Annotated in this window: 27 protein-coding genes, 1 tRNA gene and 1 pseudogene; 18 read left to right on the top strand and 11 right to left on the bottom strand. The window is 46.2% G+C overall.

Features of this window, described 5'->3' with window-relative positions:
• Positions 1 to 70: 70 nt before the first annotated feature.
• From MHH93_RS19110 to MHH93_RS19100, 3 genes are all read right to left on the bottom strand, one after another.
• Complete coding sequence (locus MHH93_RS19110; RefSeq protein WP_500055298.1) at positions 71 to 1,210, bottom strand: zinc-dependent alcohol dehydrogenase; 1,140 nt, start codon at positions 1,208 to 1,210, stop codon at positions 71 to 73.
• 78 nt (positions 1,211 to 1,288) lie between these two features.
• Positions 1,289 to 2,452: an oxalate decarboxylase family bicupin gene (locus MHH93_RS19105; RefSeq protein WP_500055297.1), complete on the bottom strand. Its 1,164-nt coding sequence runs from the start codon at positions 2,450 to 2,452 to the stop codon at positions 1,289 to 1,291.
• A 97-nt stretch (positions 2,453 to 2,549) separates the two neighbouring features.
• Positions 2,550 to 3,428, bottom strand: a complete 879-nt coding sequence (locus MHH93_RS19100) for an SDR family NAD(P)-dependent oxidoreductase (protein ID WP_500055296.1) — start codon at positions 3,426 to 3,428, stop codon at positions 2,550 to 2,552.
• Between the two features lie 169 nt (positions 3,429 to 3,597).
• Here MHH93_RS19100 and MHH93_RS19095 point away from each other — a divergent pair, with 169 nt between their 5' ends.
• The 4 genes from MHH93_RS19095 to MHH93_RS19080 all read left to right on the top strand — a co-directional run bounded on the left by MHH93_RS19095 (position 3,598) and on the right by MHH93_RS19080 (position 7,677).
• Complete coding sequence (locus MHH93_RS19095; protein WP_500055295.1) at positions 3,598 to 4,032, top strand: MerR family transcriptional regulator; 435 nt, start codon at positions 3,598 to 3,600, stop codon at positions 4,030 to 4,032.
• A gap of 33 nt (positions 4,033 to 4,065) precedes the next feature.
• Positions 4,066 to 4,968, top strand: coding sequence for a LysR family transcriptional regulator (locus MHH93_RS19090; protein WP_500055294.1), 903 nt, complete (start codon positions 4,066 to 4,068; stop codon positions 4,966 to 4,968).
• A gap of 163 nt (positions 4,969 to 5,131) precedes the next feature.
• A complete protein-coding gene (locus MHH93_RS19085; RefSeq protein WP_500055293.1) occupies positions 5,132 to 5,887 on the top strand; it encodes a spermidine synthase in 756 nt (251 codons plus the stop codon).
• A gap of 146 nt (positions 5,888 to 6,033) precedes the next feature.
• A complete protein-coding gene (locus tag MHH93_RS19080) occupies positions 6,034 to 7,677 on the top strand; it encodes a sensor domain-containing diguanylate cyclase (RefSeq protein ID WP_500055292.1) in 1,644 nt (547 codons plus the stop codon).
• A 46-nt stretch (positions 7,678 to 7,723) separates the two neighbouring features.
• Here the strand turns inward: MHH93_RS19080 and MHH93_RS19075 are convergent, their stop codons facing one another.
• Positions 7,724 to 8,086 carry a winged helix-turn-helix transcriptional regulator gene (locus MHH93_RS19075; RefSeq protein ID WP_440388037.1) on the bottom strand — a complete coding sequence of 121 codons (363 nt, stop codon included), beginning with the start codon at positions 8,084 to 8,086 and terminating at the stop codon, positions 7,724 to 7,726.
• 238 nt (positions 8,087 to 8,324) lie between these two features.
• Positions 8,325 to 9,317 carry a Gfo/Idh/MocA family protein gene (locus MHH93_RS19070; protein ID WP_500055291.1) on the bottom strand — a complete coding sequence of 331 codons (993 nt, stop codon included), beginning with the start codon at positions 9,315 to 9,317 and terminating at the stop codon, positions 8,325 to 8,327.
• A 221-nt stretch (positions 9,318 to 9,538) separates the two neighbouring features.
• Here MHH93_RS19070 and MHH93_RS19065 point away from each other — a divergent pair.
• Positions 9,539 to 9,623 (top strand) — tRNA-Leu (locus MHH93_RS19065).
• Positions 9,624 to 9,723: 100 nt separating this feature from the next.
• Here the strand turns inward: MHH93_RS19065 and MHH93_RS19060 are convergent.
• A complete protein-coding gene (locus tag MHH93_RS19060; protein WP_500055290.1) occupies positions 9,724 to 9,909 on the bottom strand; it encodes a hypothetical protein in 186 nt (61 codons plus the stop codon).
• A 159-nt stretch (positions 9,910 to 10,068) separates the two neighbouring features.
• Here MHH93_RS19060 and MHH93_RS19055 point away from each other — a divergent pair, with 159 nt between their 5' ends.
• The gene (locus MHH93_RS19055; protein WP_500055289.1) at positions 10,069 to 11,217 is read left to right on the top strand and encodes a sn-glycerol-1-phosphate dehydrogenase; all 1,149 of its coding nucleotides are present in this window, start codon (positions 10,069 to 10,071) and stop codon (positions 11,215 to 11,217) included.
• Positions 11,218 to 11,444: 227 nt separating this feature from the next.
• Here MHH93_RS19055 and MHH93_RS19050 read toward each other — a convergent pair whose 3' ends face one another.
• Positions 11,445 to 12,041: a helix-turn-helix domain-containing protein gene (locus MHH93_RS19050; protein ID WP_017689431.1), complete on the bottom strand. Its 597-nt coding sequence runs from the start codon at positions 12,039 to 12,041 to the stop codon at positions 11,445 to 11,447.
• 437 nt (positions 12,042 to 12,478) lie between these two features.
• On the opposite strand from MHH93_RS19050, the pseudogene MHH93_RS19045 reads away from it, so the two are divergent.
• The 10 genes and pseudogenes from MHH93_RS19045 to MHH93_RS19000 form a co-directional block, all read left to right on the top strand.
• Positions 12,479 to 12,871, top strand: a pseudogene (locus MHH93_RS19045) (phage holin family protein); the annotation flags it as partial.
• Positions 12,872 to 13,153: 282 nt separating this feature from the next.
• Positions 13,154 to 13,441, top strand: a complete 288-nt coding sequence (locus tag MHH93_RS19040; RefSeq protein WP_264929710.1) for a Dabb family protein — start codon at positions 13,154 to 13,156, stop codon at positions 13,439 to 13,441.
• Between the two features lie 172 nt (positions 13,442 to 13,613).
• Positions 13,614 to 14,075, top strand: coding sequence for a DUF86 domain-containing protein (locus MHH93_RS19035; protein WP_500055287.1), 462 nt, complete (start codon positions 13,614 to 13,616; stop codon positions 14,073 to 14,075).
• Positions 14,076 to 14,085: 10 nt separating this feature from the next.
• Positions 14,086 to 15,000 carry a DUF4261 domain-containing protein gene (locus tag MHH93_RS19030; RefSeq protein WP_500055286.1) on the top strand — a complete coding sequence of 305 codons (915 nt, stop codon included), beginning with the start codon at positions 14,086 to 14,088 and terminating at the stop codon, positions 14,998 to 15,000.
• A gap of 186 nt (positions 15,001 to 15,186) precedes the next feature.
• The gene (locus MHH93_RS19025; protein WP_500055285.1) at positions 15,187 to 15,564 is read left to right on the top strand and encodes a YtxH domain-containing protein; all 378 of its coding nucleotides are present in this window, start codon (positions 15,187 to 15,189) and stop codon (positions 15,562 to 15,564) included.
• Positions 15,565 to 15,784: 220 nt separating this feature from the next.
• Complete coding sequence (racE, locus tag MHH93_RS19020; RefSeq protein WP_500055284.1) at positions 15,785 to 16,594, top strand: glutamate racemase; 810 nt, start codon at positions 15,785 to 15,787, stop codon at positions 16,592 to 16,594.
• 228 nt (positions 16,595 to 16,822) lie between these two features.
• Positions 16,823 to 18,031 carry a M14 family zinc carboxypeptidase gene (locus MHH93_RS19015; protein ID WP_500055283.1) on the top strand — a complete coding sequence of 403 codons (1,209 nt, stop codon included), beginning with the start codon at positions 16,823 to 16,825 and terminating at the stop codon, positions 18,029 to 18,031.
• A 204-nt stretch (positions 18,032 to 18,235) separates the two neighbouring features.
• Positions 18,236 to 18,493, top strand: a complete 258-nt coding sequence (locus MHH93_RS19010) for a hypothetical protein (RefSeq protein ID WP_017689423.1) — start codon at positions 18,236 to 18,238, stop codon at positions 18,491 to 18,493.
• Between the two features lie 141 nt (positions 18,494 to 18,634).
• Positions 18,635 to 18,937, top strand: a complete 303-nt coding sequence (locus tag MHH93_RS19005; RefSeq protein WP_036670085.1) for a heme biosynthesis protein HemY — start codon at positions 18,635 to 18,637, stop codon at positions 18,935 to 18,937.
• Positions 18,938 to 18,958: 21 nt separating this feature from the next.
• The gene (locus tag MHH93_RS19000) at positions 18,959 to 19,180 is read left to right on the top strand and encodes a YuzB family protein (protein WP_091032287.1); all 222 of its coding nucleotides are present in this window, start codon (positions 18,959 to 18,961) and stop codon (positions 19,178 to 19,180) included.
• Between the two features lie 109 nt (positions 19,181 to 19,289).
• Here the strand turns inward: MHH93_RS19000 and MHH93_RS18995 are convergent, their stop codons facing one another.
• Positions 19,290 to 19,688, bottom strand: a complete 399-nt coding sequence (locus MHH93_RS18995) for a hypothetical protein (RefSeq protein ID WP_500055282.1) — start codon at positions 19,686 to 19,688, stop codon at positions 19,290 to 19,292.
• A 149-nt stretch (positions 19,689 to 19,837) separates the two neighbouring features.
• Here MHH93_RS18995 and MHH93_RS18990 point away from each other — a divergent pair, with 149 nt between their 5' ends.
• Both MHH93_RS18990 and MHH93_RS18985 read left to right on the top strand, forming a co-directional pair.
• A complete protein-coding gene (locus tag MHH93_RS18990) occupies positions 19,838 to 20,119 on the top strand; it encodes a hypothetical protein (protein WP_076209046.1) in 282 nt (93 codons plus the stop codon).
• A 175-nt stretch (positions 20,120 to 20,294) separates the two neighbouring features.
• Complete coding sequence (locus MHH93_RS18985) at positions 20,295 to 21,125, top strand: aldo/keto reductase (protein WP_076249922.1); 831 nt, start codon at positions 20,295 to 20,297, stop codon at positions 21,123 to 21,125.
• Positions 21,126 to 21,457: 332 nt separating this feature from the next.
• Here the strand turns inward: MHH93_RS18985 and MHH93_RS18980 are convergent, their stop codons facing one another.
• From MHH93_RS18980 to MHH93_RS18970, 3 genes are all read right to left on the bottom strand, one after another.
• A complete protein-coding gene (locus MHH93_RS18980) occupies positions 21,458 to 22,183 on the bottom strand; it encodes a DsbA family oxidoreductase (RefSeq protein ID WP_500055281.1) in 726 nt (241 codons plus the stop codon).
• A gap of 82 nt (positions 22,184 to 22,265) precedes the next feature.
• Positions 22,266 to 22,694 (bottom strand): cytidine deaminase, encoded by a 429-nt coding sequence (locus tag MHH93_RS18975; protein WP_500055280.1) that lies wholly within the window; start codon positions 22,692 to 22,694, stop codon positions 22,266 to 22,268.
• Between the two features lie 86 nt (positions 22,695 to 22,780).
• Entirely contained in the window at positions 22,781 to 24,781 is a 2,001-nt protein-coding gene (locus MHH93_RS18970) for an LTA synthase family protein (protein WP_500055279.1), read from the bottom strand.
• Positions 24,782 to 24,921 lie beyond the last annotated feature (140 nt).

Raw genomic sequence — 24,921 nt, 5'->3', positions numbered from 1 at the left:
AAGCAGAGTACCTTGAACAGGTAGATCTGCTTGTTTTTGTTGGCATATATATAATCATCAAAGCGACGGTTCAGGGTTTTAGTATAACCTTGGTACATTCGTCTTCATGATCGTTGAAAATGCGATACGCATCGCTTGCATTCTCCAGTGGAATTCGATGGGAGATGATCTCGGTTGGATCAAATTCACCAGCTGTGATTTTACGGAATAACTCAGGCATGTAATGTATAACAGGGGCTTGTCCCATTTTGAGATTGATATTACGTTCAAACAGATTGCCTAATGGAAACATGTTGTAGGAAGAACCATATACACCTGTAAGTTGAAGTGTACCGAATTTGCGAATGGCCTTCATGCCAATCTCGATGGCACTCAGGGAACCGCCATGCAATTTGAGCTTCTGTCCAATGTCCTCCAGCGTGCTTTTTTTGCCATCCATCCCTACACAGTCGATAACAACGTCGGTCCCGCCTTGTGTAATCTCACGAATGTGCTCACCCATATCATCGTAATCTTCAAAATTAAAGATTTCTGCATCGTTTAGGCGTTTGGCTTTTTCCAGTCGATAAGGCAGGCGATCCACAGCAATAACGCGTTTGGCACCTTTCATCCAGGCGAACTTCTGTGTCATCAGCCCAATGGGGCCGCTGCCGAGTACCGTGACTGTATCTCCCGGTTTAACTCCGGCATTCTCAACGCTCCAGTAAGCGGTTGGAAGAACATCGGACAGGAACAATAAAGCTTCATCTTCCAGTTCGCAGGATTCTGGAATTACAAATGGAGTGAAGTTCCCGTAGGGAACGCGCAATAATTCTGCCTGACCTCCAGGGTGATTTCCGTAGCGTTCGGTGAACCCAAAATAACCACCTGTATGAATATCCGGATTGCCATTGGAATTATCACACTGGCTCTCCATGTCATGATTACAATAGAAGCATTCACCACAAGCGATGTTAAAAGGCAGGACCACGCGGTCCCCCTTCTTCACACGTGTCACTTCCGGACCTACTTCTTCTACAATGCCCATCGGTTCATGACCGATAACGTAATCTTTGGCAGCAGGCAGAGCACCCTGATAGATATGCAAATCGGAACCACATATGGCTGTGGAAGTAATACGAACGATAATATCATCCTTCTGTTGCAGTACGGGATCTTCAACCTCTTTGACTTGAATATCCTTCATTCCCTGAAACGTAACGGCTCTCATCTTCATATTCCTCCTTGTATAGTGGGATTCTCTTACAATTACCCCTTTTCAGCGCAAATGATAGAGATACATACTAAATTAGACCACAGGCCATTTTACTTTACGCAAGGCATCGAGCAACTCAGGCGGTGCATTCAGGTTGTCACGGACCAGATTCTGAGGGGTTAACGCCATCCACTGATTCAGCGATACATCCTCGAATCGATCACTTCGGAATATTTCCAAAAACCATAACGTATCTGTGCCGGTATTCTGTATATAATGACCCATTGCTACAGGAACATACCCGACATCTCCAGCCCGATAATCAAATGTACGAGCAATGCCATTACCGCCAAAGACGGTCATTCTTCCTTGTCCTGTCAGATAGTATTGCCATTCATCTGCATTGGGATGCCAGTGCAGTTCACGCATGGCGCCGGGTCGAATCTCAACGAGTGCGGCTGCAACGGTAGTTGAGATGGGGAAGTTGGTGGAATCGACAATCCGCACGCTTCCTCCAGGTGTAATGAGTGGTTCTTGGGCCAGTAATCGGTGTTTGAATGTGAGAGGAACGGTACCATATGGAGATTGAACTTCCTGGCTCTCGATGGAACCCGGTACAGTATCTTGAAAAATGTATACCTGTTCCTTCGGCATGGATTGAAAAGCGGATTCGGGCACGCCGAAATTGACAGACAATACCTCGGGTGGCGTATGGGCAAACCAATCGGATATGGATAACGTATTCAGATCGGAGAAGGACCCGTCATCAAACACAAGCAGAAATTCACAACCGTCCTCCAGTCCTTGAATGGAATGGGGCAGACCTTTGGGGAAAAACCAGAGATCGCCAGGCCCGACATCCGCAATAAAATTACGTCCGTTCTGATCTACCGAAGTGATTCTTGCCGTTCCCCAGATCATGTAGGCCCACTCGGATTGTTGATGCCAGTGCAATTCCCGTACACCTCCGGGTGTCAGGCTCATGTTCACACCAGCCAGTGTGGTGGCAACAGGGAGATCCCGTACGGTGATTTCACGTGACCAACCCCCATGGTTCAATTGCATATGGGTATCGGAAAAAGACATTCTCAGATTGGGCAATAACCCGTTATCGGTTGCTGGGGGTACCAGCATATCAGGGTTCTGTAGATCTCTCATTACATCTCGTGGCCCCAGATCAGGTCCGCCGGCGCCATCACTGCGAATGGGTTGCGGGATGATCATTGGCTTTTCGTTTGGTTGCTGTCCTTTGGTCATGACGTAATCCCTCCAGAATCAGTAGCATGTCATACGCGATATTGTATCGTTATGTTTACACCTATGAATCAGGGCTTGGATAATATGTCTCTCATGATTAGACCGGATTAGATGGGTGCTTTCCAGACTGCGTTTTACGAAAACGTTGCTCGTAGATCTCGTTTACACGATGGAGAACGGCATGGCCTTGCTCTGTGAAACGAAGCGCTGACGGTTTATTTTTCACCAGAAATGTACCGGATTCATGTTTGGTGGGTGATAGGGCCGCGCTGTAGAGCAATGAAGCGCCGTGACTTGGATGGGGAAAGAACCATTTCATAATAGGTTTGATATAGAAGGGCAGACCGGAAGTTTTGTTGCCCCGTAGCGTATTATTTCCACCGGGATCTACGCTTAGTAGTTGTATGCCATCCGCATTGGCAGATTTGGCAACCTCGCGTGTCCATAGAGATAAGCCTAGTTTTGAAATGGCATACGGACCAAACAGCTTTTTGAATTCAGCTGGACGTTCCAAGATGTTCAGATCAAATTGTTTGACCATTTTGAACGCGGTAGTGGAAGTATTGATGACTGTCTTCATCTGTCCTTTGAGCAATAGCTCAACCAATTCCATGTAGATGATATACGGGACTACCGTCTGAAGTTCGAAGTGTAGTTCATGCCCCTGTTCAGAGAAACGAAGGTCGGAAGCGCTGCCTCCGGCATTATTAAACAAGACATCGATTGAATCGGTATCGGATTTGATCTGATTCAGTGCAGTTCTCAGACTGTCATAATTGGTCAGATTAGCCTGAACCCAACGAAGCTCTCCAGAACGTAAGGCGTTCTGAATATCGGTATCCTCGGATGGGAAAGCCGAACGGTTGAGACCGATTACCTGCCATCCTTCAGCCAGTAACTTGCGTGTCAGTTCGAGACCAATTCCTGACGTTGAGCCTGTGATGAGAGCGGTGCGAAGCTGATTTTGATTATTCATATATACCTCCAGAAGAATGGGATTACAGAACGAATCTGTATGTTGCGCTCATTCTATAACTTGGAGTCGACTCCAAGTCAAGGGGGAGATGAAAGAGTGGATCATGCTTGACTTGGAGTCAGCTCCAAGTTGTAATATGGAGAGAGATGAATACGGAGGAGGGCTGCAGATGAGGCAGAATGAAGTGTTCTCCATCAAAGAAACGTCAGAACAGGCGGGATTATCGGAAGATACAATTCGGTATTATGAGAAGATTGGACTGCTTCCCCGAGCTGAACGCAAGGCCAATCGCCATCGGGTATACCGCCCGGAGGATATTCATACGATGAGGTTGATCACTTGCCTGAAAAAAACGGGAATGTCTCTGGAAGAGATGAAGCCGTATTTGCACATGTCCCTGGAATCGGATCTCGCAGATTTCCCGGAGGAGCGGGAAATGCTGGTGATTTATCGGAAAAAAGTTGAAGCGCAGATTGCTTCGCTACAGCAGGTGGTAGATTTTATCGACGAGAAGTTGCATAAACGAAGTATGTTTCCAGATGAATGTCCTATTACCGGGGAGAACCAGATGTCTGTATTTGAAAAAAAGAACGTATTCTCTTGATGGACCATTGATATTGAAAAGAGGAAATCTACCTTGACCCTACAACAATTAAAATATGTGATTGAAGTTGCCACACGTGGCTCCATGAATGAAGCAGCCAAACGCCTGTTTATCTCGCAACCCAGCCTGTCGAATGCCATCCGGGATCTCGAGCAGGAGTTGCGAATTACTATTTTTGAACGCACCAATAAGGGCATATCGCTGTCCAAAGAAGGCGTTGAGTTTCTAAGCTATGCACGTCAGGTGGTAGAACAAGCTGACCTGCTGGAGAATCGTTATCTGAACGCCAAGCCATCCCCGCAGCATTTCTCTGTATCGACACAACACTATGCTTTCGCGGTAAATGCTTTTGTTCGTCTGGTACAGCAGTATGGTCAGGATGAATATGAGTTGGCGCTTCGGGAGACAAAGACCTACGAGATTATTCAGGATGTGAAAAGCCTTCGTAGTGAAATTGGCATCCTGTATTTGAACGAATTCAATGCTAAGGTAATTAACAAATTGTTAAAAGATGCAGGTCTGGTCTTCACAAGTTTGTTCACAGCCAAGCCTCATATCTTTATCAGTGTGAAGAACCCGCTGGCGAAGCAAGAGTCGGTTGCGATTGAGCAGCTGCAGGATTATCCGTATCTGTCATTTGATCAGGGAGAGTATAATTCCTTTCATTTTTCCGAAGAGATCCTGAGTACGTTATCTCACCCTAAAAGCATACAGGTCAACGACCGCGCAACATTGTTTAACCTGTTGATTGGTCTGAATGGTTATACAATCTCTACAGGCGTACTTAGCGCTGATCTGAACGGAAACGAGATTATTCCTGTACCGCTGGAATGTGAGGAAACCATTAATGTGGGCTGGATAAGTCACAAGAGTACTTCTCTCTCCAATCTGGGCGTAGCATATGTCCAGGCTCTGCATGAGGCCATAGGGTCTTAATCGTGTTGACAGGTTCATCAGAAAACCGTTTCCGGTATGATCGGAAACGGTTTTTTCTTGTTCTGCTGTTATCACTCAAGTACAGGGTGGTATGTTGTCATCGCGTGTAATAGAATGAGGGTATATGTCGAATAGGTGTGTAAGCACGAAGGGAGAACGGTTAGTGAGAGTTCTGTATCGGAATAAAAGTGAACAGCATGAGCTGACGGTATATGATACCCAAAAGCTTTATGGAGAGAAGGGACGATTTCGTGTATTAGAGTTCTCCAACGCAGCTGTGCAGGGCGCAATGGACCTGGATGAGCCTGCCCGGATGGTGTTGGAGTACCCAAGAGCTATGGTACATTTAATGGAACAGAATGACCCTGAATTCGATAAGGTATTTGTAGTGGGACATGGGATTGGCACATTGCCAACCTACTTGTCTAATCGTCAGGTAAAGGTGGCTGAACTGGACGCAGAGGTTGCCGAGTTGAGCCGAACCCTATTTGGGTATGAGGGAAGTCCTGTGCTTATTGGAGATGGTCGTGAATTATTAGGACAGGAACCTGCAGGGATATATGATTATATTATTGTTGATGCGTTTACGGCAACGGGTACACCGGAACAATTTATATCCAGTGATTTTTTTGCCCTGGTCAAGGACAAGCTGGACTCGGGTGGAGCTGTGCTTCTTAATGTGTTTGGGCGTGCTGGTAACGATCGGCTCGTAAGTGCCATCTACACAACACTTCAGGCGCAGTTTGCTTATACACGTGCATTCGCATTGCCAACAGATACAGCGGGTGAAGTTCAAAATCGTATTTTAATGGGCAGTCATCATCCCATCAAATTTCAGATTCGCGACATGGCGGGGTTTGTTGAACAGGAGCCGGAAGAAGGATATATCATCGTTGATCCAGGTCACCCTGAACAGTGATTTTTCCAGGGAAAGTAAAATGTCATTAAATCGTCAATCTTACGATGTAATTGTTAAGATTTATGAAACTCTTTATTTGATCTTAACAACTTTCGTATAAGATAGAGAGAATATGCTTTTTCATGAAAATCCGGGGGAAGTAAATAATGATTGCACAGATCAAAAGATCCAAATTACGAAGAAAAATTAAAAACATCAAGAGAATCAAGAAATTTAAAAACATCAAGAAAATCAGTCTTACGGCTTTGCTAGGTGGCTTGGTCACCATTTCAGTTTTAATGACATTGACCCTCATGGTCATCTCATCTTATACATCTCAGAAGCAGTCACTCATTGATAACACTCTATCGCTAAACTATGCAAGCGCTGTGCAAATGAGCCAAGCCCTGGATTCGCTTTTTAATTCCATGCAGGAGAGCTTGAAATATGCAGCCAAATATTTCCCCGATATGGATTACTCCAACACTAATGAATTGAATTCCACATTGGATTTGGTTCGCAATAGCAGCAATTTTTTTAATTCCGTTGCTTTAGTAGATAAAGAGGGAGTAGTGCGGTCTACCTCACCTTACTCACAGGCTAGCGTAGGCCACCATGTTAGTTCCAATGCAGCAAAAGAAGCGGTTAAATTGAGGGCTTCATATATATCGGAAGCGTACCAGACACCCCGAACCAAACGCAGAATTGTATTTGTCAGTGAACCGATCTTTGATTCGGCAGGGACGTACCAAGGAACACTTGGTGGAAATATCTTTTTGCAGGAAAATAATATATTGAGTCTTTCTTTTGGCAGTCAGCTCAAGACAAGCAACGGTTCCTATTTTTTTATTGTGGATAAAAAGGGCACTTTATTATTTCACCCAAACACCAACCGAATTGGTGAAAATGTCAGTAAAAATGAAGTAGTGCAGAAGCTGCTAGTAAACAAGGACGGTAAAGAACAATACAAAAACCTGGCAGGTGTGGATTCACTTGCAGGTTATTACAAAGTTCCATCAACAGGCTGGGGCGTCGTAATTGTGTCTCCAACCCAAACGGTGTACGATCAGTTGAATCATCATATCCGTATGTTGTTGCTGTACACTTCAGTGCCTTTTCTGATCCTGACCCTTATTGTCGTTCGGGTTGCGCGCAAGCTGGCCAGTCCTTTTGCTATGTTGGCTGATTTAGTGAATCAGGTCGATAAGGGACAAGTGGATCTGCCAGTGATGAAGCCCCACTGGAATAGAGAGGCAGACCTTCTCACAAGGGCCGTAGTTGGCGCACTGGCGAACTTTAGGAAACAGACAAACCAGCTTGTCTATGATGCCAGAACAGATGTTTTAACAGGTATGAACAATCGCAGAACCTTCGAAGAGGTCATTCAGGAATGGATTCAGGATGAGGCGCCATTCTCCATCATTGTTCTGGATATTGACCGCTTCAAATCCATTAATGATACATTCGGGCATCATGCAGGAGATGAGGTGCTGAAACATATTGCCAATATCATTCAATTGTCTGTTCGACCAGAAGATGTCTGCGCCAGGTTTGGTGGAGAGGAGTTTGTAGTGTTGCTAAGGAACTCCGAATCCAACGTGGCTTTTGAGACTGCTGAACGTATCCGAATAACAGTCGAAGAAAGTGTATTGCCTATAGATCGTTCCGTTACCATCTCGGCTGGAATTGCTGAATATCCGAAGCACTCCACAACATCCACAGAACTGTTTCACTTGGCGGATAATGCCTTGTATCAAGCGAAGGAAGAGGGACGTAATCGTACGGTTACGATCCAGACAGTTATTAAATAAGAAAAGAAGCTGATCCCTGGGAACAAGGGACAGCTTCTTTTGTTTTCTATACCTCTTGTGAAGATCTGGCTAGAACCTCATTGGTATACGTTTCTCCCCAATCTCTCATGCTGAAGATGATTGGCCGTAATGTTTCGCCAAATGGTGTGAGAGAATACTCCACTTTAGGTGGGATCTGGGGGTATATTTCACGATGAACAATTCCGCTGCCTTCCAACTCTCGAAGTTGCAGGGTGAGCATACGCTGGGTGATTTCAGGAAACAATTTGCGGAGCTCGTTGAATCTCAAAGGACCGGAGAATAAATGATACAGAATGGCGCCTTTCCATTTGCCACCGATCACACTAAGGGTAACTTCCACGGAACAACCGTATGGCGCGGGACATGGCTTGATTGCGTCTTTTTTCATTATAAGTGCACCTCCACTTTACGGTGATTTTCTATAGTATCTATTTGGATGGTTACATTACATAAAGTACGTATTGTTCATGAAAGAGCATATCACTTATTATGCAGATTATAAACCCTAATCCGGGGCGCAGGCATATGTGATGATGTCTATAAGAAAAAAAGAGCCCCAGTTTCGTCTTGCGAAATGGAGGCCCCATGGGATGCATCTATAAATGATAAAATATTGAGTAAATACGCTACTTCAGTGACGATAGAATGGAGTCACATAGAGCCATCGTTGCAATATTATCCTTGGCGCTGGAAAACGGCACTGTCTGATTCTGGCAACACGTAATGAAATGTACCATTTCACCAACGAACCCGCGTAGATAAAGGTCGCGATAAGCTCCTGACATGGGAGAACCGGAAGGTGTGTATACGGTATCTTGCTCCTCGAGAGATTTCCAGGGAAGGCTGGTCGAGCTTCGGGATTGATGAACAGTAAGTGTGTTGATCTCTTCAGCTGACGCAAATCCATTATCGAAGGTGACGAGTACACTTTCACTCTCCCGTGACCACGCACTCATGCCGGTAAAATATGCACTGCCAACGACGTTATTCTCAAATACGAGGGAAATGCTTTGATTAATGTGTTCCCCGTCCTTTACGGTTGTGCCTGAGACTCGTATCGCTTCTCCGAATAGGAAACGCATCAGATCGACCATATGAATGGCAGCGAGCTTCATGAATTGTTCCTCATCCTTGCAAAATGGGGTACTGTCTACAGCGAATTTCATCTGGAATGAACGCACCTTACCTAGCGAACGACTCTCAATGAGTTCCTTCAGTTTCATATATACCGGAGCATAACGTTTCATAAAACCGACCATCACAACGACGCCAGCCTGCTCGGCAGCATCTGCTACAGTAGAGGCTTCAGCTGCGTTCCATCCGAGCGGCTTATCCACGTATACATTCTTGCCAGCCCGAATGCATTCAAGAACAAGAGTGGTCTGATCTGTAGGCTGGGCCACCACAACGACTCCGTCACAAGTTTCCTGCTGAAACATAAGCTGAGTGTTGTCGTACGCTTTTCCGTTGCTGCCAAATCGCAGCAGAGCAGCTTCAGAGCGTTCCATACTGCGAGTGGCGATGGCCTGGATCTGCGCTCCGGCTTCAACCACAGAAGGATATATATTCGTAGTGGCATGAAACCCGGCACCGATAAAGCATAAATGGGTTGTCTTCATAGTGGATCTCTCCTTCATTGTATTAATCGTATATGTGATTTATTTGTTAAGGCATACGATAGGGAGTTAGATCTTAATAAAAAAGGACATATGTCCTTTTTCTGAATGGATAAAAAGAAGTTGCATTTTTATTTTGGAGCATGTATACTCTGAATTACGGTAAAACAAGGAATTGCTTTTCCGGAACGCTTTTCATCGATGGATGAGGAGATACATATTATGCGGTCGTGGCGGAATTGGCAGACGCGCACGGTTCAGGTCCGTGTGGGCTAACCCCCCGTGGAGGTTCGAGTCCTCTCGACCGCATCTAACCAAAGAAAGGTTCGTGAGTTGCTCTAGGGCAATTCACGAACCTTTCTTTATTTGTGCATGTTTAGTGTGAATCCGGTAGTTTGCTGCTGGCTTTCTAATGTTGCCGCTGGTGCAGAATGACTGCCGTGATGATCCCGGCAATCGCTCCTGCTATCCCGAACAGTGTAACACTGGCAATCACTTCAACCGACTGGAGACGAAACAAAAAAGCGATACCACTGCCAAAGGTGGTCCCGGCGAGAAATCCAAGCGAAATTCCTAATTCTTTGGTTAATTTCATTGCTTCACCTACTTGGGAATGTGAGAACTGGATTTGCAAATATTGGGTATAGGAAGTAAAGTGTGATCAGGAAAATCATCACATTTTATTTCCTTTTTTTATCTTGTGGTTTTACCCCGTTAATTATGCATGATATCTCATATGGGAGGGTAAGAACGAATGAATATGAACGAACGAATCGCAGCATGGAATGAGGAAGCACAGCAGTGCGCTTGCGGTCATCAACACCGAGTGGTCGATATGCTCATTCATCTGGAAGCTGGAGCCATTCAGAGGTTACCGGGTTATTTGTCTGAACAAGGTTACCATCAGGTGACGGTTGTTTATGATCAACATACGTTTCGGGCGGCCGGATCTGATGTTCTGAACAGTATTCGAGATGCGGGGGTGCATGCGGATGAGATCACGCTACCGGAGAATCGATCGGGTGATATTATTGCGGATGAAGCAGCTATTGTGCAGGTCATGTTGGGTGTGAAACTGGAAAGTCAGGCTGTAATTGCGGTCGGCTCAGGTACCATTCATGATCTGGTGAGATTTGTATGTTCCAAAATGAACAAGCCCTTTCTGTCGATACCGACAGCGGCTTCGGTGGATGGGTTTACCTCTGCAGGAGCACCCTTAATTGTAAGCGGCATCAAACAGACATTTCAGGCTGTTCCGCCCGAGGCCATCTTTGCGGATATGGATATCCTGGAGCAAGCTCCCCAAGAGATGACGGCTGCTGGATTCGGAGATATGCTTGGCAAATTTACTTCCCTTGCAGACTGGATTGTTTCTCGTGAGCTGGGAGGAGAACCGTTCTGTCCGGTCGCTTATCGAATGACAGAAGAAGCGCTGAATTCCTGCATTGATCATGTACAAGCTATTGCGGAGGGGCGAGCAGAGGGAGTAGCTGTATTAATGGACGCATTAATTGTTTCCGGCATCTCCATGCTTATCATTGACCATTCCCGTCCGGCATCCGGAGGTGAGCATCATCTGTCCCATATCTTGGAGATGGATCTGATGCAAGCGGGAGAAAGACCGGTGCTGCATGGTGCCAAAGTAGGCGTAGCTTGTGCATTACTTACAGTAAAATATAAAGAACTTGCACAGACATCAGATGAAGCGGTGTTCGGAATTTATAACCAATTACCGGAGGCTGCTCAGCTCATCGCATGGTTGGAGCAAGTGGGCGGACCTGTGACTACGGAACAACTCGGAGTAACCCCGGAGATGGTGGAACATGCGTTTACCACCGCGCATACACTTCGTCCTCGATATACCGGATTGAAATACATCAATGAAGTGTTAAACACGAGGTAAAGGTGAGTTTTAAGGAAGTTCGATCTCCAAGATTGTGTTAACTTAGCTTCTAGAGCGCTAAAATGGCCTTGATTGGGATTAGAAAGCAGAGAAGGGTATTTCACCTGACGTTGTTGACGGAAGAGCCAGGAGGCTGTTTCAAGGTCGGGAGAGAAGAGGGATAGTTTCATTTTAAAAAGGCTCTGGCCTCCTGAGAGGAGATCAGAGCCTTTTGGCTGTTCGCTTATTTAGTTGTTGCGACGATCTTTCAAGATGACATCTGCGAACAAAATAGTTTTCGGGATGCGGAAAAATTGCTCCGCTTGTTCCTGGAACGCAGCGGAAGGCAGTGTTCCCTGATGCAGCCATTTGCGGAAAGTGCCGGGATGAACCCCGATCCAGTGGCTGACATCTGTCACCGACAAATCATGGACCATACACAAGCCTGTCAAAATACGGTTACTAACCGGAGAGCGGGTCACCGTACGCTTCATGAAGCGAGACGACTCGGGTTGACATATGACAGGGCTATTACGCACAACTTCCTCATTAAAGAGAATGTGGCGGGGGTAGCCGAGTAATTGGCATGTCTTGTCCAAATTGGTACTGCCGGGTATCCGTCCTTCATATACCCACGCACTGACACTGCGTGAAGAGATGGAGAGGTCTTCTGCAAGCTGGGACAACTTGATGTCATTGGCCATCAGCACGGCAAGAAGAACACGATTGCGGATTTGACAGCGTGTCGGTTTTCGGAATCGTTTAACACGGACGCCTTTTCCCAAGTATTTACGGTTGATCAGAGACCACGCCTGGATGGAATGTTGTTCTGGTTGATTAGGCATATTTCCTCCGATTTTTTTAACCAAATACTACAATAAACAACGGGGTACTTTCAAGTGCCGAGTTTACCTGTTTCAAATGCGTCAATGCGTCAATTCCTGATAAAGAGGGAACTACGAACTAGACCATACGCAATTCACATCCTAGTATATTCCTAGATTACAATGTTTCACTAAAAATGAGGGGGCAAAATGAGCAGGAATAAAGATAATATAGTTCTAATTACTCATTGGTAGGTCTAAAGAACTTTTATCTGTTTTTTGTTGATATGATGCGGTTTATTTCCCTGAATTCCCCAAAAAATAATGAATATGCTTCGCCATGTTCGGTCGAAGGTGTGCACAAATCTGAAAGATAAATCCGCAAGTTCAGCATGACATGTGACCTGTCAAATCTCTTACTTTTACATATATTGTAGGGTACTCAAGTGAAGGGAGAGGTGAGGAACGTGAGTCTGTCTGTGAATACCTTTGCTGCCGTCTCGGGAGCAATTGTTACGTTTGCTTTTGGTGGATGGGATCAATTGCTGAGCCTGCTTGCGGTCGCGATGGCTGTGGATTATATAACAGGTTTGGCAGCAGCAGTTAGAACAGGTACCGGGTTGAATAGCAACATTGGCTTCTGGGGGCTTGCTCGCAAAGGGCTCATGCTGACCGTTGTCTTGCTTGCTCACCGAATTGACCTGATCATGGGAACCGATATTATCAAGGGAGGGGCTATTTACTTCTACCTGGTCAATGAACTGATCTCGATAACTGAAAACTATGCGAGAATTGGTCTTCCGTTGCCAGGAAAACTCAGACAGGCTATCGCGGTGTTGAAGAAACAGGAAGATCAGGAGTATTTGCCAGATCGGGAATGGTCGATTCCACAAAGTAAGGATAGCCTTCAACAGCAGACTGAAACAGGACAAACTTCGCAGGATGAATCCGCGAAACAGGTGGATGATGGTTCCCGTGAGAAATCCGAACCGAAAAAAGATGGTTCGGATTAGTTTTTCTTTTCAAGAGAACGTTTCCAAGTATCCTTTCGTAATAGAGAACGTTATGATATATTTTGGATACATGATAAATCATTTATTTCTATTATTATATTAAACGAGGTGCTTGCCCAGATGATAAAACATATTGTCCTGTTCAAAATGAAAGATCGCTCAGCAGAAAGTATTGAAGCTGCCGCCCAGGTGCTTCGCAATCTGGATGGTAAAATTGATGTTCTGGTTTCACTTGAAATCGGGATTGATGTGCTTCGCTCGGAAAGATCGTTCGACATCTCACTCACAGCGGAGTTTGCGTCACTGGAGGATCTTCAGGCGTATCAGGTACACCCGCTCCATCAGGAAGTTATCAAGTACATGAATGAAGTCAGAGAACAGTCGATTGCAGTGGACTACGAAATCTGATCTGTATTCAAACTACGTTGAGATAAAGGGGACTCTGCATGAGCGATTTAAGAGACGTTATGGAATTTCTTTATATTTTTGTTGTGTTTCTAATCGCTTGTCCTGTGATGATATTCTGGCTTAAGCGAAGAGGGAAACGGAACCGATAACTCACTGAACGGGAAGTGAACGAATGTATTATGTGAACAGAGAACAGATTGCCCGCAGGCTTGCAGCTGTACCGGAAGTAGCTGAAGGGCTTCGCCGGGCAGCACAGGCTTGGGATGGCAGTCTCTTGCTGGGGATGGTACAGGAACGGTGTCTTCATCTGGCAATTGAGATTGTTACCGATGTGGGAAGTTATCTGATTGATGGCTTCATCATGAGAGATGCGAGCAGCTACGATGATATTATTCAGATTAATTATGAAGAAAAGGTTTTTGACCATTCAACCTATGAGATCTTGCGTCAGCTTGTCACGTTACGCAAACCACTGGTGCAGGATTATTACAGTTGGGAACGGTCTGAGCTTCATCCGCTTAGCGTAGAGTTGCCGAGTATACTTGAACATTTTACTACACAGGTTAGCGCCTACGTGGAAACAGAACTAGGTCCTTTCAATACGGCACAAGCCGAGGGACAGCGTAAGGAATGAGGGAAATCGCATGACAAATGAATCAAAAGAATTTAATGAAGTAAATACTGAAAGTAAAGAACCAAATGAAACACCTTCCGGATTCCATCCGGTGTATATGGTTGAACTCTTGTTCCGGGAACGTCCGGAGGTTGATCGCTTGCGTGTGCAGGAAGCGATGATTCGCCATACCGGACAAGTCCGACTGGATGTGAAACAAGAGAGTGGAGAGCAAGCGCATGAGATGCTGGTGTTCTATCATCTGGACCATAAGGTATCCTTTCAGGAAGGGGATATCCCTGCTCAGACCTGCATGCTTCCTGTGAATGAAATTGCAGATCGTGCACGGTTTGGCGGGGCTATGCAACAAGCATGGCATTGGCCAGAAGTGGGACAAGTTGTAGAGGCTTCGCGTTACTCCATCCGGATACATGATATGTTCACGGCTGCCATGCCTCGTAAACAGCGTTTGGAGCTGTTTCAGAAAACTGTACTGGCAATCATGGAGAGTTTGACCTGTGATGCGCTGTATTGGTATGGCAGTGATAAGCTGGTTGAACCGGAAGCATATGCGCAAGCTCAGGAACGCGAGGAACATCTGTATGCAGCTATGAACGTTCGTATGTATCAGGCGGGAGGTACGGAGGAACAGCGTGGATTGGTCATGGATACCGTAGGTTTATCTGCGTTGGGTGTACCCGATGTACAGTGCCATTTTGTTGGTCTTGATCCCGATACGGTAGCTCAGACCTTGCTAGGTGCAGCGTATTACATATTTGATCAGGGGGATGTTCTGCAGGATGGTCAGACACTGGGTTCTTCGGGTGGACGTCGCTGGCGTTGTGAACATCAGGCGGCATTGATTGCACCTGGACGATATGTCATTGATTTGGACCCGGGGGATGAGCATGCAGCGGCTGATCTTGAGCCGGCTCGCCAGAATTGAGTTTAAGCCAAGACACATTGTATTCGTTTATAAAGAGCGCTCAGATTATTTTTAACATCTGGAGTGTCAAGTCAAGCCTGTGCTGCTTATAATGCATCAACAGAGTAGGCATTCGCCCGGATGGCTGAGCGACAGAACGTTGCTTCTGATCCGGTACTTAAACCATAGTAAAGGGAGAGATGTGACGTGAAGGATTCTAACAAAAGCTTGTTGTGGGGAGCTCTTATTGGCTCGGTGGTAGGTTCTGTAACGGCATTATTGCTGGCACCGAAATCAGGACGTGAACTTCGTCAGGATATTACAGAAGGTGCTCGTCAGGTATCGGAGAAAGGTCAGGAGCTGGCTGGTATCGTGGGAGAACAAAGTTCACAGATCGTATCCAAAGTTAAAGAGACCGCAGATGTCGTGATTCAGGATATTCAATCCTGGCGCAACTGCGCTGAAGGCAAAGAAATTCGCATTTCAGCAGCTATTGTTGATAACGATAGTGATAAAGCAGTGGATGAATCCGGAATTGACATCGTAGCGAAGCTTCCTACGGATGAGTCCAAGGACGGCAACTAAGCAAAGCTTGAGATGAGCAGGCTTTCCTCTATATTGGAGGAGAGCCTGCTTTGTTGCGTGTCCACACATAGATGACGTAGCGCGGATTTAATTTGAACCCCGCGATGAAATCGGGTAAGATGTAGGTACCTTTTTGCCGGAATGTTCATACGGTAGGAAGAAAGCTCTGGGAAACAAACGTTTTGAGAATTAATTCAATGAAGAAGGAAGCGGTGTGTTCGTGCAGCAAGCAATCGCTATATTAGACTCCGGTGTGGGGGGATTGACCGTCGCCAAGGAAGTGATGCGTCAGCTCCCGCGGGAAAAGATCATTTATTTTGGGGATACTGCCCGGACACCGTACGGACCCCGTTCGTCCGAACAAGTAAAACAATTTACGGAACAAATCGTTGATTTCTTGATCCAATTCGATCCGAAGGTTATCGTTATCGCCTGTAACACAGCAACAGCAGCAGCGTTGGAGTATATCCGATCCAAGGTAAATATGCCTGTCATTGGTGTTATACATCCGGGTGCGCGGGCAGCAATCACAGCGACACGTACAGGACGTATTGGTGTGATTGGTACCACGGGGACCATAAGTAGTGGGGCTTATACAACAGCACTCAAGCAGTTGTCCCCCTATATTGATGTGGTCAGTCAGGCTTGTCCGGCGCTGGTGCCGTTGGTGGAACAAGGTGAATTTCGTTCCCAGCACACGACACATACGGTGGAGCAATCATTGGGCGAGATCAAACAACAGCCAATAGATTGTCTCATTCTGGGTTGTACGCATTATCCCTTTCTCATGGACACCATTCAGGAAGTTATGGGACAGGAAGTGAAGTTGATCAGTTCGGCAGATGAAACGGCCCGTGAAATTAGTACGATTTTATATGATAAACGAAAACTGGCCAGTGGGGATGAGACCCCGGTGCATCAATTTTTCTGCACTGGCGACCCTCGCATGTTCCAAGATATCACCCGTCGATGGTTGGGGGAACAGATCTCCAAGACGCCTGTTGTCTGGCAGGTTACGCAATTATCCTAGTTATACTCCAAATATCCATGAATAAGACTTTTAATTCATTTATTTTGGTTGTGAACTATCCCGGAACTGTGAAGTTTCGGGATTTTTTGTCGTGATTTTGGATCAACAGGTGATGAATATGATTCATGTCACATGACGGACAACCGGACCTGCATACATATGTTACATACACAAAGTTGTTAAGAACCGGACAGGAGACCTGTCTTTTCCTGTGGAAAGGAGAGCAACATGGAACTGCAATGGATTATCGTTCAGCGGGGAGATACGCTGCCGCGAATTGCGTCAGCATACCATATGACAAGGGAGTTGCTTGCTGCACTGAACCCGGAAGCGGCCTCCCAGCCTTACTTGCTGGCAGGTCAGATGCTGCGGATTGTACCCGGGACAGGTCGCAGATACGCTGTACCGCCTGGAGAAACTGTAGGGGAGATTGCAGGGAGATTTGGCTTGGACGAAGAGGACTTGCGCCAGGCCAATCCCGAAATTACGAACATAACCGACTGGGTTGGTCGCTGTATTCATATTCCGGCCATGAATGGAAAAACTATTGTGAAGATTCAGGGAGAGTATGGATATCGAGAATTAATCAAGGATATAGACAAGCTGGAGCATCAGTACCCCTTTATTGAGACGGGGTCCATTGGAACAAGTGTCATGGGGAAATCGTTGCCTTATTTACGTATCGGGCAAGGGCCGCGACACATCCATGTTAACGCTTCTGTTCATGCCAATGAGTGGCTGACATCAGCAGTTCTGATGAAATTTATCGAAGAGTATGCCGAGACGTATAGTACACATGGGACATGGCATCAATACCAGACAGAACGCTGGATGCAAGAGACGTCACTCTGGGCAGTGCCGATGGTTAATCCGGACGGGGTCGAACTGGTTCAGGAAGGTGTGGTCAATCAGCACCCACATGCACGGCAGTTGTTAGGCTGGAATGCAGGCAGAGCAAACTTCACCCATTGGAAGGCTAACATCAGGGGAGTCGATCTGAATGATCAATTTCCCGCCCATTGGGATGAAGAAGCGGCGAGAAGAGGCGTGACCTCGCCAGGTCCCCGGGATTATGCAGGAACAGGGCCTCTGACAGAACCGGAGGCACAGGCGCTAGCGCAATGGACGCAGCAGCACACATTCGCTGCGGTCGTGTCCCTGCATAGTCAGGGACAGGAAATCTATTGGAACTATCGTGATCTGGAACCCAGGGAGAGTGCACCGCTGTCGCGCAGACTTGCCAAAGCATCGGGTTACAAAGCAGTGAAGCTTGGTGGAAGTGATGCCGGATACAAAGACTGGTTTATCCAAGCTTTTGGTAAACCTGGCTTCACAGTGGAAGTGGGACTGGGTGTTAATCCGCTTCCCGTAGAACAGTTTAATGATATCTGTATCGAAGTCGGCATGTTGCTGGCTGAACTGTTATCCAATGGGTAATGCGGTTAAGGCTTGGTGATGAAGCTGTGAAACTTATCAGTAGATCATTCGTATAACAGGAACGGACGCTACGAGCGACGTTCCGTTTTTATTTTTTATACATCGCATTCTACATCATTCGTTCCGGATAGTTTTCGAACGGGTAATGATGGATGTGCCGTTAGGCGACATATATGATTATTATGATTATACGGAGGGATTCGCATGAAGTGGAGAAGACTACTATCGTTCAAACGATGGACACAAGTTTTCAAAAGGCTCCCCCGGCTGCTCCGGGCTCCGCAGATTCCTTTGGGAGAAAAGCTGTTGTTTATTATTCCGGCGTTGTTGTACTGGGTGCTTCCTGACGTGATGCCGTTTATGCCCATCGATGATATCGGGGTTACTTTAATTCTGATGAACTGGTTTGTAAGCCGTGCAGAACGTAAATATCCTGTGCTTCAGGAGGGCGCACCTTCATAATTTGCAGCCCATGGATCATTTTAACATTGAATTCGCATCAATGTTATTGCGAAGAGCGGTAACTTTCTTTACAATAGATGCTGTAGTTTAAGAATGCTGAAATTGTTGAAACCTGCAATTACAATATAGGAGATGAAGAGAATGAACTGCAAAATTACGCGTAATGCTGCTAAAGTATTGAAGCTTGAATTGGACAAGCCGGAGAACGAAGGAAAAAAACTGCGCGTTGTCATCACACATGCACATGGTGACCATGCTCACTACGGGCTTGATCTCGACACACCCAAAGAAAATGATACAGTTGTATCTACCGATAAGGAGATTGATGTCATTCTCGCGAATGATCAGCCTTTGTTGAACGGTGTTAAAATTGACTATCTCTACTTCCCTGAAGAGGGATTCGTTATTACGAATCCGTCCCAAGGCAATCACGGCGACCACTAAGGGCGCGAAGAAGGGGAACTCATGGCTAACGATATCCGCGTATGCGAAAAGTGTAATCATGTTCGACTGAAATCGATTGTGCCCAAGCTGCAAAAAATGGCTCCAGATACGGAGATCAAGATTGGGTGCAAATCCTATTGCGGTCCTTGCGCGAAACGTGCATTTGTCTTTATTAATGGTCGGTATATCAGTGCGCCGACAGAAGAAGAAGTGCTCGTCAAAGTTGCAAAGTTCGTTAAGTAAAGGATATAAGGGTTTAACAAGGTGGATGGAGAGAACTGTCCCGCACACCGGAAAGGAGAGGCAATGTGCCTCTCCTTTTTTGTGTTTGAATCGCAGTGAGAGAAATGTATTACTCTAAAGCGCCTTTGATCATTTGAGTAATCTGGAAGGAATCTTCTCGAATTTCAATGGCAATCACGGTTGTATCCTTTTTGAGAAAATGTACATGTCCCAGTCGTTCTTCCTCTAATTCCACCCAACCTGTATCCGCTAACTTCTGAAAGTAATCCATTGGCGGGTAGAGTCCTTGTTCGCCCCCAATATGTTTCAGCTCATACTTAACACCTTCTTTAAAGGTGGGATGATCGGAATAGGCTATGTTTTCCAAAAGATTTGCATTGGATGGAACCGGGATATCGGGGTTAATGGATGATCCAGTGTAACCTGTAATCTCATATGTAGCTGGAGCACAGCCTTGTATCCAAATGAGCAGGGGCAACATGCAGAGTGTCAGTACTATTTTCTTCAAATGAATTCCTCCCATTCAGCATGATTACCTAATAAACGTGGCTAAATCGATTAAAGTTACGATAAAAACACAAAAGAAGAATAAGGAAGGCTTGTGTTATCCATCCTATAGGGGTAACAGGAACATGATAATCCCAAGGAGGAATACTCATGCCGAAGCGTTATGATTCCAGTTTGCAAGCCGATACCACCGTATCTCAGGCGCAAAATGCGGTGAACAAGCTTCATTATGCTGTATCTCAGGCCATGTCTCATCCGACGGCACAAACGATTGTACAGGCGGAACGTCGTCTGGCACATACGGAGCAGGCGATGCGTCAAGCAGAGCTTTCGCTCGGAGGACAAGGTGTTGAGTTGGCAGAAGAGATGTTCATCGAGGAGAAGAGAAGATTGAATTCAATCCAGAGTCAGCACGGTCAAGGGAATTTATAACGTTCCTGTCACAACAGAACCCGCAGAGCAGCAATGCTTTGCGGGTTTTTCTTGTCCTTTTGCAATGACTCCCAATGCACGGGTCTGGTTCGACAATGTGTCGAATGGTCGCTTAAAATTCTGTGAGAAGGTTAATAGAACAAGAGCAGGTAAAATTCCATACGGGAGGTACCGAATGACAAAACATATTACAGATTGTACGATTCTGAACAACGGAGTAACGATGCCATGGCTAGGATTTGGAACATATAAAGCAAAAGGTAAAGAAGTGCAACAGGCGGTCGAGACGGCTTTGGAGGTTGGATATCGCAGTATTGATACCGCGTCCATCTATGGCAATGAAGAAGAAGTGGGACAAGCTATTGCAAGCAGTGGTGTTGCCCGTAACGAACTGTTTGTAACGACCAAGCTCTGGAATGAGGATCAGGGATTTGATTCAACGTTGAGAGCATTTGAAGCCAGTCAGAAGGCACTTGGACTGAATGTGATTGATCTTTACTTAATTCACTGGCCTGGCAGAGACCAGTATAAGGAGACGTGGAGAGCGTTCGAACGTCTATATAGCGAAGGAAGCATCCGCGCAATCGGTGTGAGTAATTTCCAAGTACACCATTTGCAAGATATCATAGATGAAGGTGGCACGGTACCAGCAGTGAATCAGGTGGAATTGCATCCGGGTCTGATTCAACAAGAACTTCAGGATTTCTGCGGAGCGCAGGGAATTCAGCTGGAGGCTTGGAGCCCGATCATGAAAGGCAAGCTAAACCAAGAGTCGACTCTCAAAGCGCTGGCCCAGAAATATGGGAAAACGCCGGCACAGATTATTCTGCGCTGGGATATCCAGAATCAGATCGTTACGATTCCGAAGTCGGTTACTCCGGAGCGTATTCGTGAGAATGCGGACATCTTTGACTTTGAATTGACACCGGATGAGTTGAAACAGATTGATGCGCTGGATTCGGATAAACGGACGGGTCCACATCCGGATCAACTGTTTTGGGATTAAGTGGGTGGCGCTAATTGAATATACATGTTTGATGAACTGCTTGTGGTTGTTCCGGTTACGGATCGTTCTTTCGATCGCTGTTGTCTCCAATTTTTTTTGATTCCTCTTTTCAGAGGAAAAAATTTGACGACAGCTTATGCTTCCGATGTAGCTTTCTTGCAGAAAGCTTTCAGGCGAACGCTTCGCTTCTTCAGAATCGATTCCGTTCCCTCCAAAGTAACTGTTCATCAAACACGAAAATATACAATGAGCTAAGTTGTGCATAGTATAAACAAAAGCAGCAGGATCAGGGAATATTCCCTGATCCTGCTGCTTTGTGCGTGTGAATTGGCTTAATTTTTTTTCGGCACTGCGCATCCGTCATCTGTGCAGACGCCATTGCCGTCAGCTTCGGTTGTGTTGGACTCAACCATGGTGAATGGGGAACGCTCGTCCCAAGCTTTCTGAATGGCATCCAGGAATACCTCGTCTGGCTGAGCGCCAGATACAGCGAACTTGCGGTCGAATACGAAGAACGGTACACCGCGGATGCCCATTTGTTCGCCTTCCGCTTGGTCAGCGCGGACATTGTCGGTGAATTGATCACTGGACAGCACTGCCGTAGCTGCCTCTCGATCCAAGCCGACTTCCTCTGCTAACTGAGCCAACACTTCAGGATCGCCAGAGTGTTTTCCTTCAATAAATACAGCCTGGAATATGCGCTCACTCAGTTCAAGCGCTTTGCCTTGTGTGTCCGCCCAGTGTGTCAATCGGTGAGCGGAGAAGGAGTTCGTAGGAATCATGGCATCGATATTGTATTCCAATCCTGCTGTGCGAGCATTGGCATTCATCTGGGCATTCATGCCTTGGGCCTGTTCCACGCTCATATTATATTTGGCAGCAAGATATTCCGTATTGGTTTTGCCTGGGTTCAATGCAGCGTTTGGATCAAGCTCAAAGCTTTTGAATTGCAGCTTTACTTCATCACGGTGTGGAAACTGTTGCAATACATTCTCCAGGCGGCGTTTGCCGATATAACAGAATGGGCACAGGAAATCTGACCATATCTCAATATTCATGATGTTAAAACCTCCATTATCCTTTTAGTTGAAACTAATATAGTTACAATTATAAAGCCACTTTCTATAATTCGCAAGAAGATTACGATTTATCCCGAAATGCCTTGGACCAATGATAAGGCTGGATCTCATCCAGTCTCTTGAAGACCAGTCGACTTGCAGGATCGTATACGGCAGCTTTAACTTCTTCGCCCCAGTAAAACAATCGTTCCTGGCATACGCCGCAAGGTGTAAGGACCTTGAATTCTGAATGCTCATCATCACGAGCAATACAGAGGGAGTGGGTGACGCGCTCGTTCAATTTGTGGGCTTCCAGATAAGCTCCTGTTTCCATACACAGATGGGTGGCATCGTTGATGACCTCTGGTGCTACACTAATCAGCAGGGAGCCAGCTTCGGTATAGACGGCACCTGCACCGCCCCAACCCTGAGGATAACGTTGCTTTACAAATTTTGCGGCTGCATCGAACAATTTCTGTTCAATATCGAGTGGTTCAGTGTGAGATGTCATGTAATAAAAGTTCCCCTTTTTGAAATCCAATTCAATTCATTTCATTTCATTTTGTGTATTTGTTTAGCTTGTCATTCCAATTTTGCTCATTGCAATGCTGCTGTTGAATTGTCTTCCTCTCGAAAGCGCTGAATCAAATCATAGGTAATCACCGTGTCCGATACGTGTAAACGTCTGCTTGCTTCATCATGAGCGGGACGGCAAGCGTTAATATCTGTTTTGTCACGTGTGGACAGGTCATAACAAGCGCCGCTCTCGTAGATATAATCATCCGATGGAATATAGAATACAGAACCATCCGAGAATGCGCCATTACGCAGCACAACCGTACGTGCAGACCCGTCATATACGTCGTTACCCATATGATAATAGGACTGGTCAGGCACGCCGAGCAGATGCAGCACGGAAGGCGTGATGTCCAGTTGTCCCGAAGGTTCGTCGATGGTTCCAACGGCTGCTCCATCCGGTAAATGCACCAGCAGGGGAACCTCGTTCATGATCTGTGCCATATCCAGGTCGTTCAACGAGCGTCCGAGAAACTGCTCGTATTGCGATTGTTCTTTGATTGAGTTGTCATGGTCCCCGTAAAACATGAAAATGGTATTTTCCCATAGTCCTCGACTTTTCAGATCCTCCACCATCTTGCCCAGTGCCGAATCCACGTAATGTACGGATTGCAGATAGTCACCAAACATGGTTCCCTGAAACTCGCCTACATCCAGTTGTTGTTTCTCTTTCGGCAATGCATACGGATGGTGACTACTGAGTGTAATGAGGAATGAATAGAATGGTTCAGTAACCTCACTGCTCATTTTCTCAACGGATTGACGGAAAAAGGATTTATCAGACAGGGACCAGCCAAGCGGGTCATCCTGTGCAAAATCATTTTTGCTATAAAACTTGTCGTACTTCATGTTCTGATACATTGTATACCGATTCCAGAAGCCGCTCTCATAAGCGTGAAATACGTTGGTGCTATACCCGTTATCCTTCAGAATGGAAGGGAGGGAATCATACGTATGGTCTGCATATCGCACAAATGCTGAACCGACCGGCAGTGGATGAAGGGAAATGTTTGCTCCAAAATCGGCATCTGACGTTCTGCCCTGACCTGTCTGGTGGTAAAAGTGACTGTAATACTGACTTTCTTTCATCAGTTCATTAAAATGGGGTGTGATCTCCTGACCGCCACTGCTCTGGCCAATCATGAAGTTCATAAAGGCCTCACCCTGGACAATGATGACATTGCTGTCTTTATATTTGCCGAACAATGCATCCTTCTGAGGGGCGCCTCCTTGCCTTTCAGCGAAGAACGCCTTTGCTTGCTCTACATCAGCAGGTTCAGCTTCTGGCCCGGAGCCGATGTTGTCTTTGGCGTAGTTGTACAGGTCATAACCGTGAAAAGCGAGCAGTCCGGTCACGTTGTACATGGATACATTCCACCAGTTGTTATCGAACAGGCCCTTGGCCCATGTTTTGCTGTAAAAATAAATCGGGCCAACGGCGAGTCCCAGCCCTAGCACAAGGGCAATGCTGCCAGCAGTAAGCCGGCGGCGCATCTGCCCCTTGCGATCGTTGAACGAATAACTTCCATAACCTTGAACCGATGCACTGGAGTGCTTTGAACGGTAATGTCTGCTGAACAGTACAATCGCTGCGAAAGGTATGACGACAAGCCAATCGGCAAAGAACCAGAAATCGCTTGGGAAGATCAATGTAGCGATGCTGTCCCCCAATGCGTCAACTTGTCTTGCTTGCAACAGTACCGGGATGGTCAAGAAATCTTGGAAATAGCGATAATACACCATATCGGCGTAGATTAGTGCGGTAAGCAGCAGGTTAAGCACGACCAGAGATACGATCATGCCTCTGCGAGGCAGCCACCAGGTCCAGAAGGACAGGAGGAGCAATGATCCAATAGCAATGACTTTATCCAGCAGTCCCATCGTAATGTTATAGGCGTGAAGATTGTGATGGAGCCACATGAGTTTGAGCAGCATAAGCACAAGAAAAATGAGATATAAGGTTAGTGGATGATTCAGAAGCCCGCGTGACATGGAGCTGCGCGTAGGCCGAGTGACAACCATATGTATGTCCCCCTTGCTTTCGTTGTTTTGTTATCGGAATGTAAAATAGGGCTCCATTCATTATAGCGTGGCCTCAAGGGTTTTCAACTATGCCTCGGGGAGAATTCATATGAACAGAATAGCGCACGAAAAAAAGCGCC

The sequence above is a fragment of the Priestia sp. FSL H7-0729 genome (genome assembly GCF_038005685.1).
GTDB lineage: Bacteria > Bacillota > Bacilli > Paenibacillales > Paenibacillaceae > Paenibacillus.
The sequence above is the reverse complement of the archived record's forward strand: the minus strand, read 5'-3'. Positions and strand labels throughout refer to the sequence as shown.

Excerpts from the sequence above, each read along its gene's own strand:
- MHH93_RS19110 (WP_500055298.1), bottom strand. The coding sequence starts at position 1,210 with ATGAGAGCCGTTACGTTTCAGGGAATGAAGGATATTCAAGTCAAAGAG.
- MHH93_RS19105 (WP_500055297.1), bottom strand. The coding sequence starts at position 2,452 with ATGACCAAAGGACAGCAACCAAACGAAAAGCCAATGATCATCCCGCAA.
- MHH93_RS19100 (WP_500055296.1), bottom strand. The coding sequence starts at position 3,428 with ATGAATAATCAAAATCAGCTTCGCACCGCTCTCATCACAGGCTCAACG.
- MHH93_RS19095 (WP_500055295.1), top strand. The coding sequence starts at position 3,598 with ATGAGGCAGAATGAAGTGTTCTCCATCAAAGAAACGTCAGAACAGGCG.
- MHH93_RS19080 (WP_500055292.1), top strand. The coding sequence starts at position 6,034 with ATGATTGCACAGATCAAAAGATCCAAATTACGAAGAAAAATTAAAAAC.
- MHH93_RS19075 (WP_440388037.1), bottom strand. The coding sequence starts at position 8,086 with ATGAAAAAAGACGCAATCAAGCCATGTCCCGCGCCATACGGTTGTTCC.
- MHH93_RS19070 (WP_500055291.1), bottom strand. The coding sequence starts at position 9,317 with ATGAAGACAACCCATTTATGCTTTATCGGTGCCGGGTTTCATGCCACT.
- MHH93_RS19060 (WP_500055290.1), bottom strand. The coding sequence starts at position 9,909 with ATGAAATTAACCAAAGAATTAGGAATTTCGCTTGGATTTCTCGCCGGG.
- MHH93_RS19055 (WP_500055289.1), top strand. The coding sequence starts at position 10,069 with ATGAATATGAACGAACGAATCGCAGCATGGAATGAGGAAGCACAGCAG.
- MHH93_RS19050 (WP_017689431.1), bottom strand. The coding sequence starts at position 12,041 with ATGCCTAATCAACCAGAACAACATTCCATCCAGGCGTGGTCTCTGATC.
- MHH93_RS19040 (WP_264929710.1), top strand. The coding sequence starts at position 13,154 with ATGATAAAACATATTGTCCTGTTCAAAATGAAAGATCGCTCAGCAGAA.
- MHH93_RS19035 (WP_500055287.1), top strand. The coding sequence starts at position 13,614 with ATGTATTATGTGAACAGAGAACAGATTGCCCGCAGGCTTGCAGCTGTA.
- MHH93_RS19030 (WP_500055286.1), top strand. The coding sequence starts at position 14,086 with ATGACAAATGAATCAAAAGAATTTAATGAAGTAAATACTGAAAGTAAA.
- MHH93_RS19015 (WP_500055283.1), top strand. The coding sequence starts at position 16,823 with ATGGAACTGCAATGGATTATCGTTCAGCGGGGAGATACGCTGCCGCGA.
- MHH93_RS19010 (WP_017689423.1), top strand. The coding sequence starts at position 18,236 with ATGAAGTGGAGAAGACTACTATCGTTCAAACGATGGACACAAGTTTTC.
- MHH93_RS19005 (WP_036670085.1), top strand. The coding sequence starts at position 18,635 with ATGAACTGCAAAATTACGCGTAATGCTGCTAAAGTATTGAAGCTTGAA.
- MHH93_RS19000 (WP_091032287.1), top strand. The coding sequence starts at position 18,959 with ATGGCTAACGATATCCGCGTATGCGAAAAGTGTAATCATGTTCGACTG.
- MHH93_RS18990 (WP_076209046.1), top strand. The coding sequence starts at position 19,838 with ATGCCGAAGCGTTATGATTCCAGTTTGCAAGCCGATACCACCGTATCT.
- MHH93_RS18985 (WP_076249922.1), top strand. The coding sequence starts at position 20,295 with ATGACAAAACATATTACAGATTGTACGATTCTGAACAACGGAGTAACG.
- MHH93_RS18980 (WP_500055281.1), bottom strand. The coding sequence starts at position 22,183 with ATGAATATTGAGATATGGTCAGATTTCCTGTGCCCATTCTGTTATATC.
- MHH93_RS18975 (WP_500055280.1), bottom strand. The coding sequence starts at position 22,694 with ATGACATCTCACACTGAACCACTCGATATTGAACAGAAATTGTTCGAT.
- MHH93_RS18970 (WP_500055279.1), bottom strand. The coding sequence starts at position 24,781 with ATGGTTGTCACTCGGCCTACGCGCAGCTCCATGTCACGCGGGCTTCTG.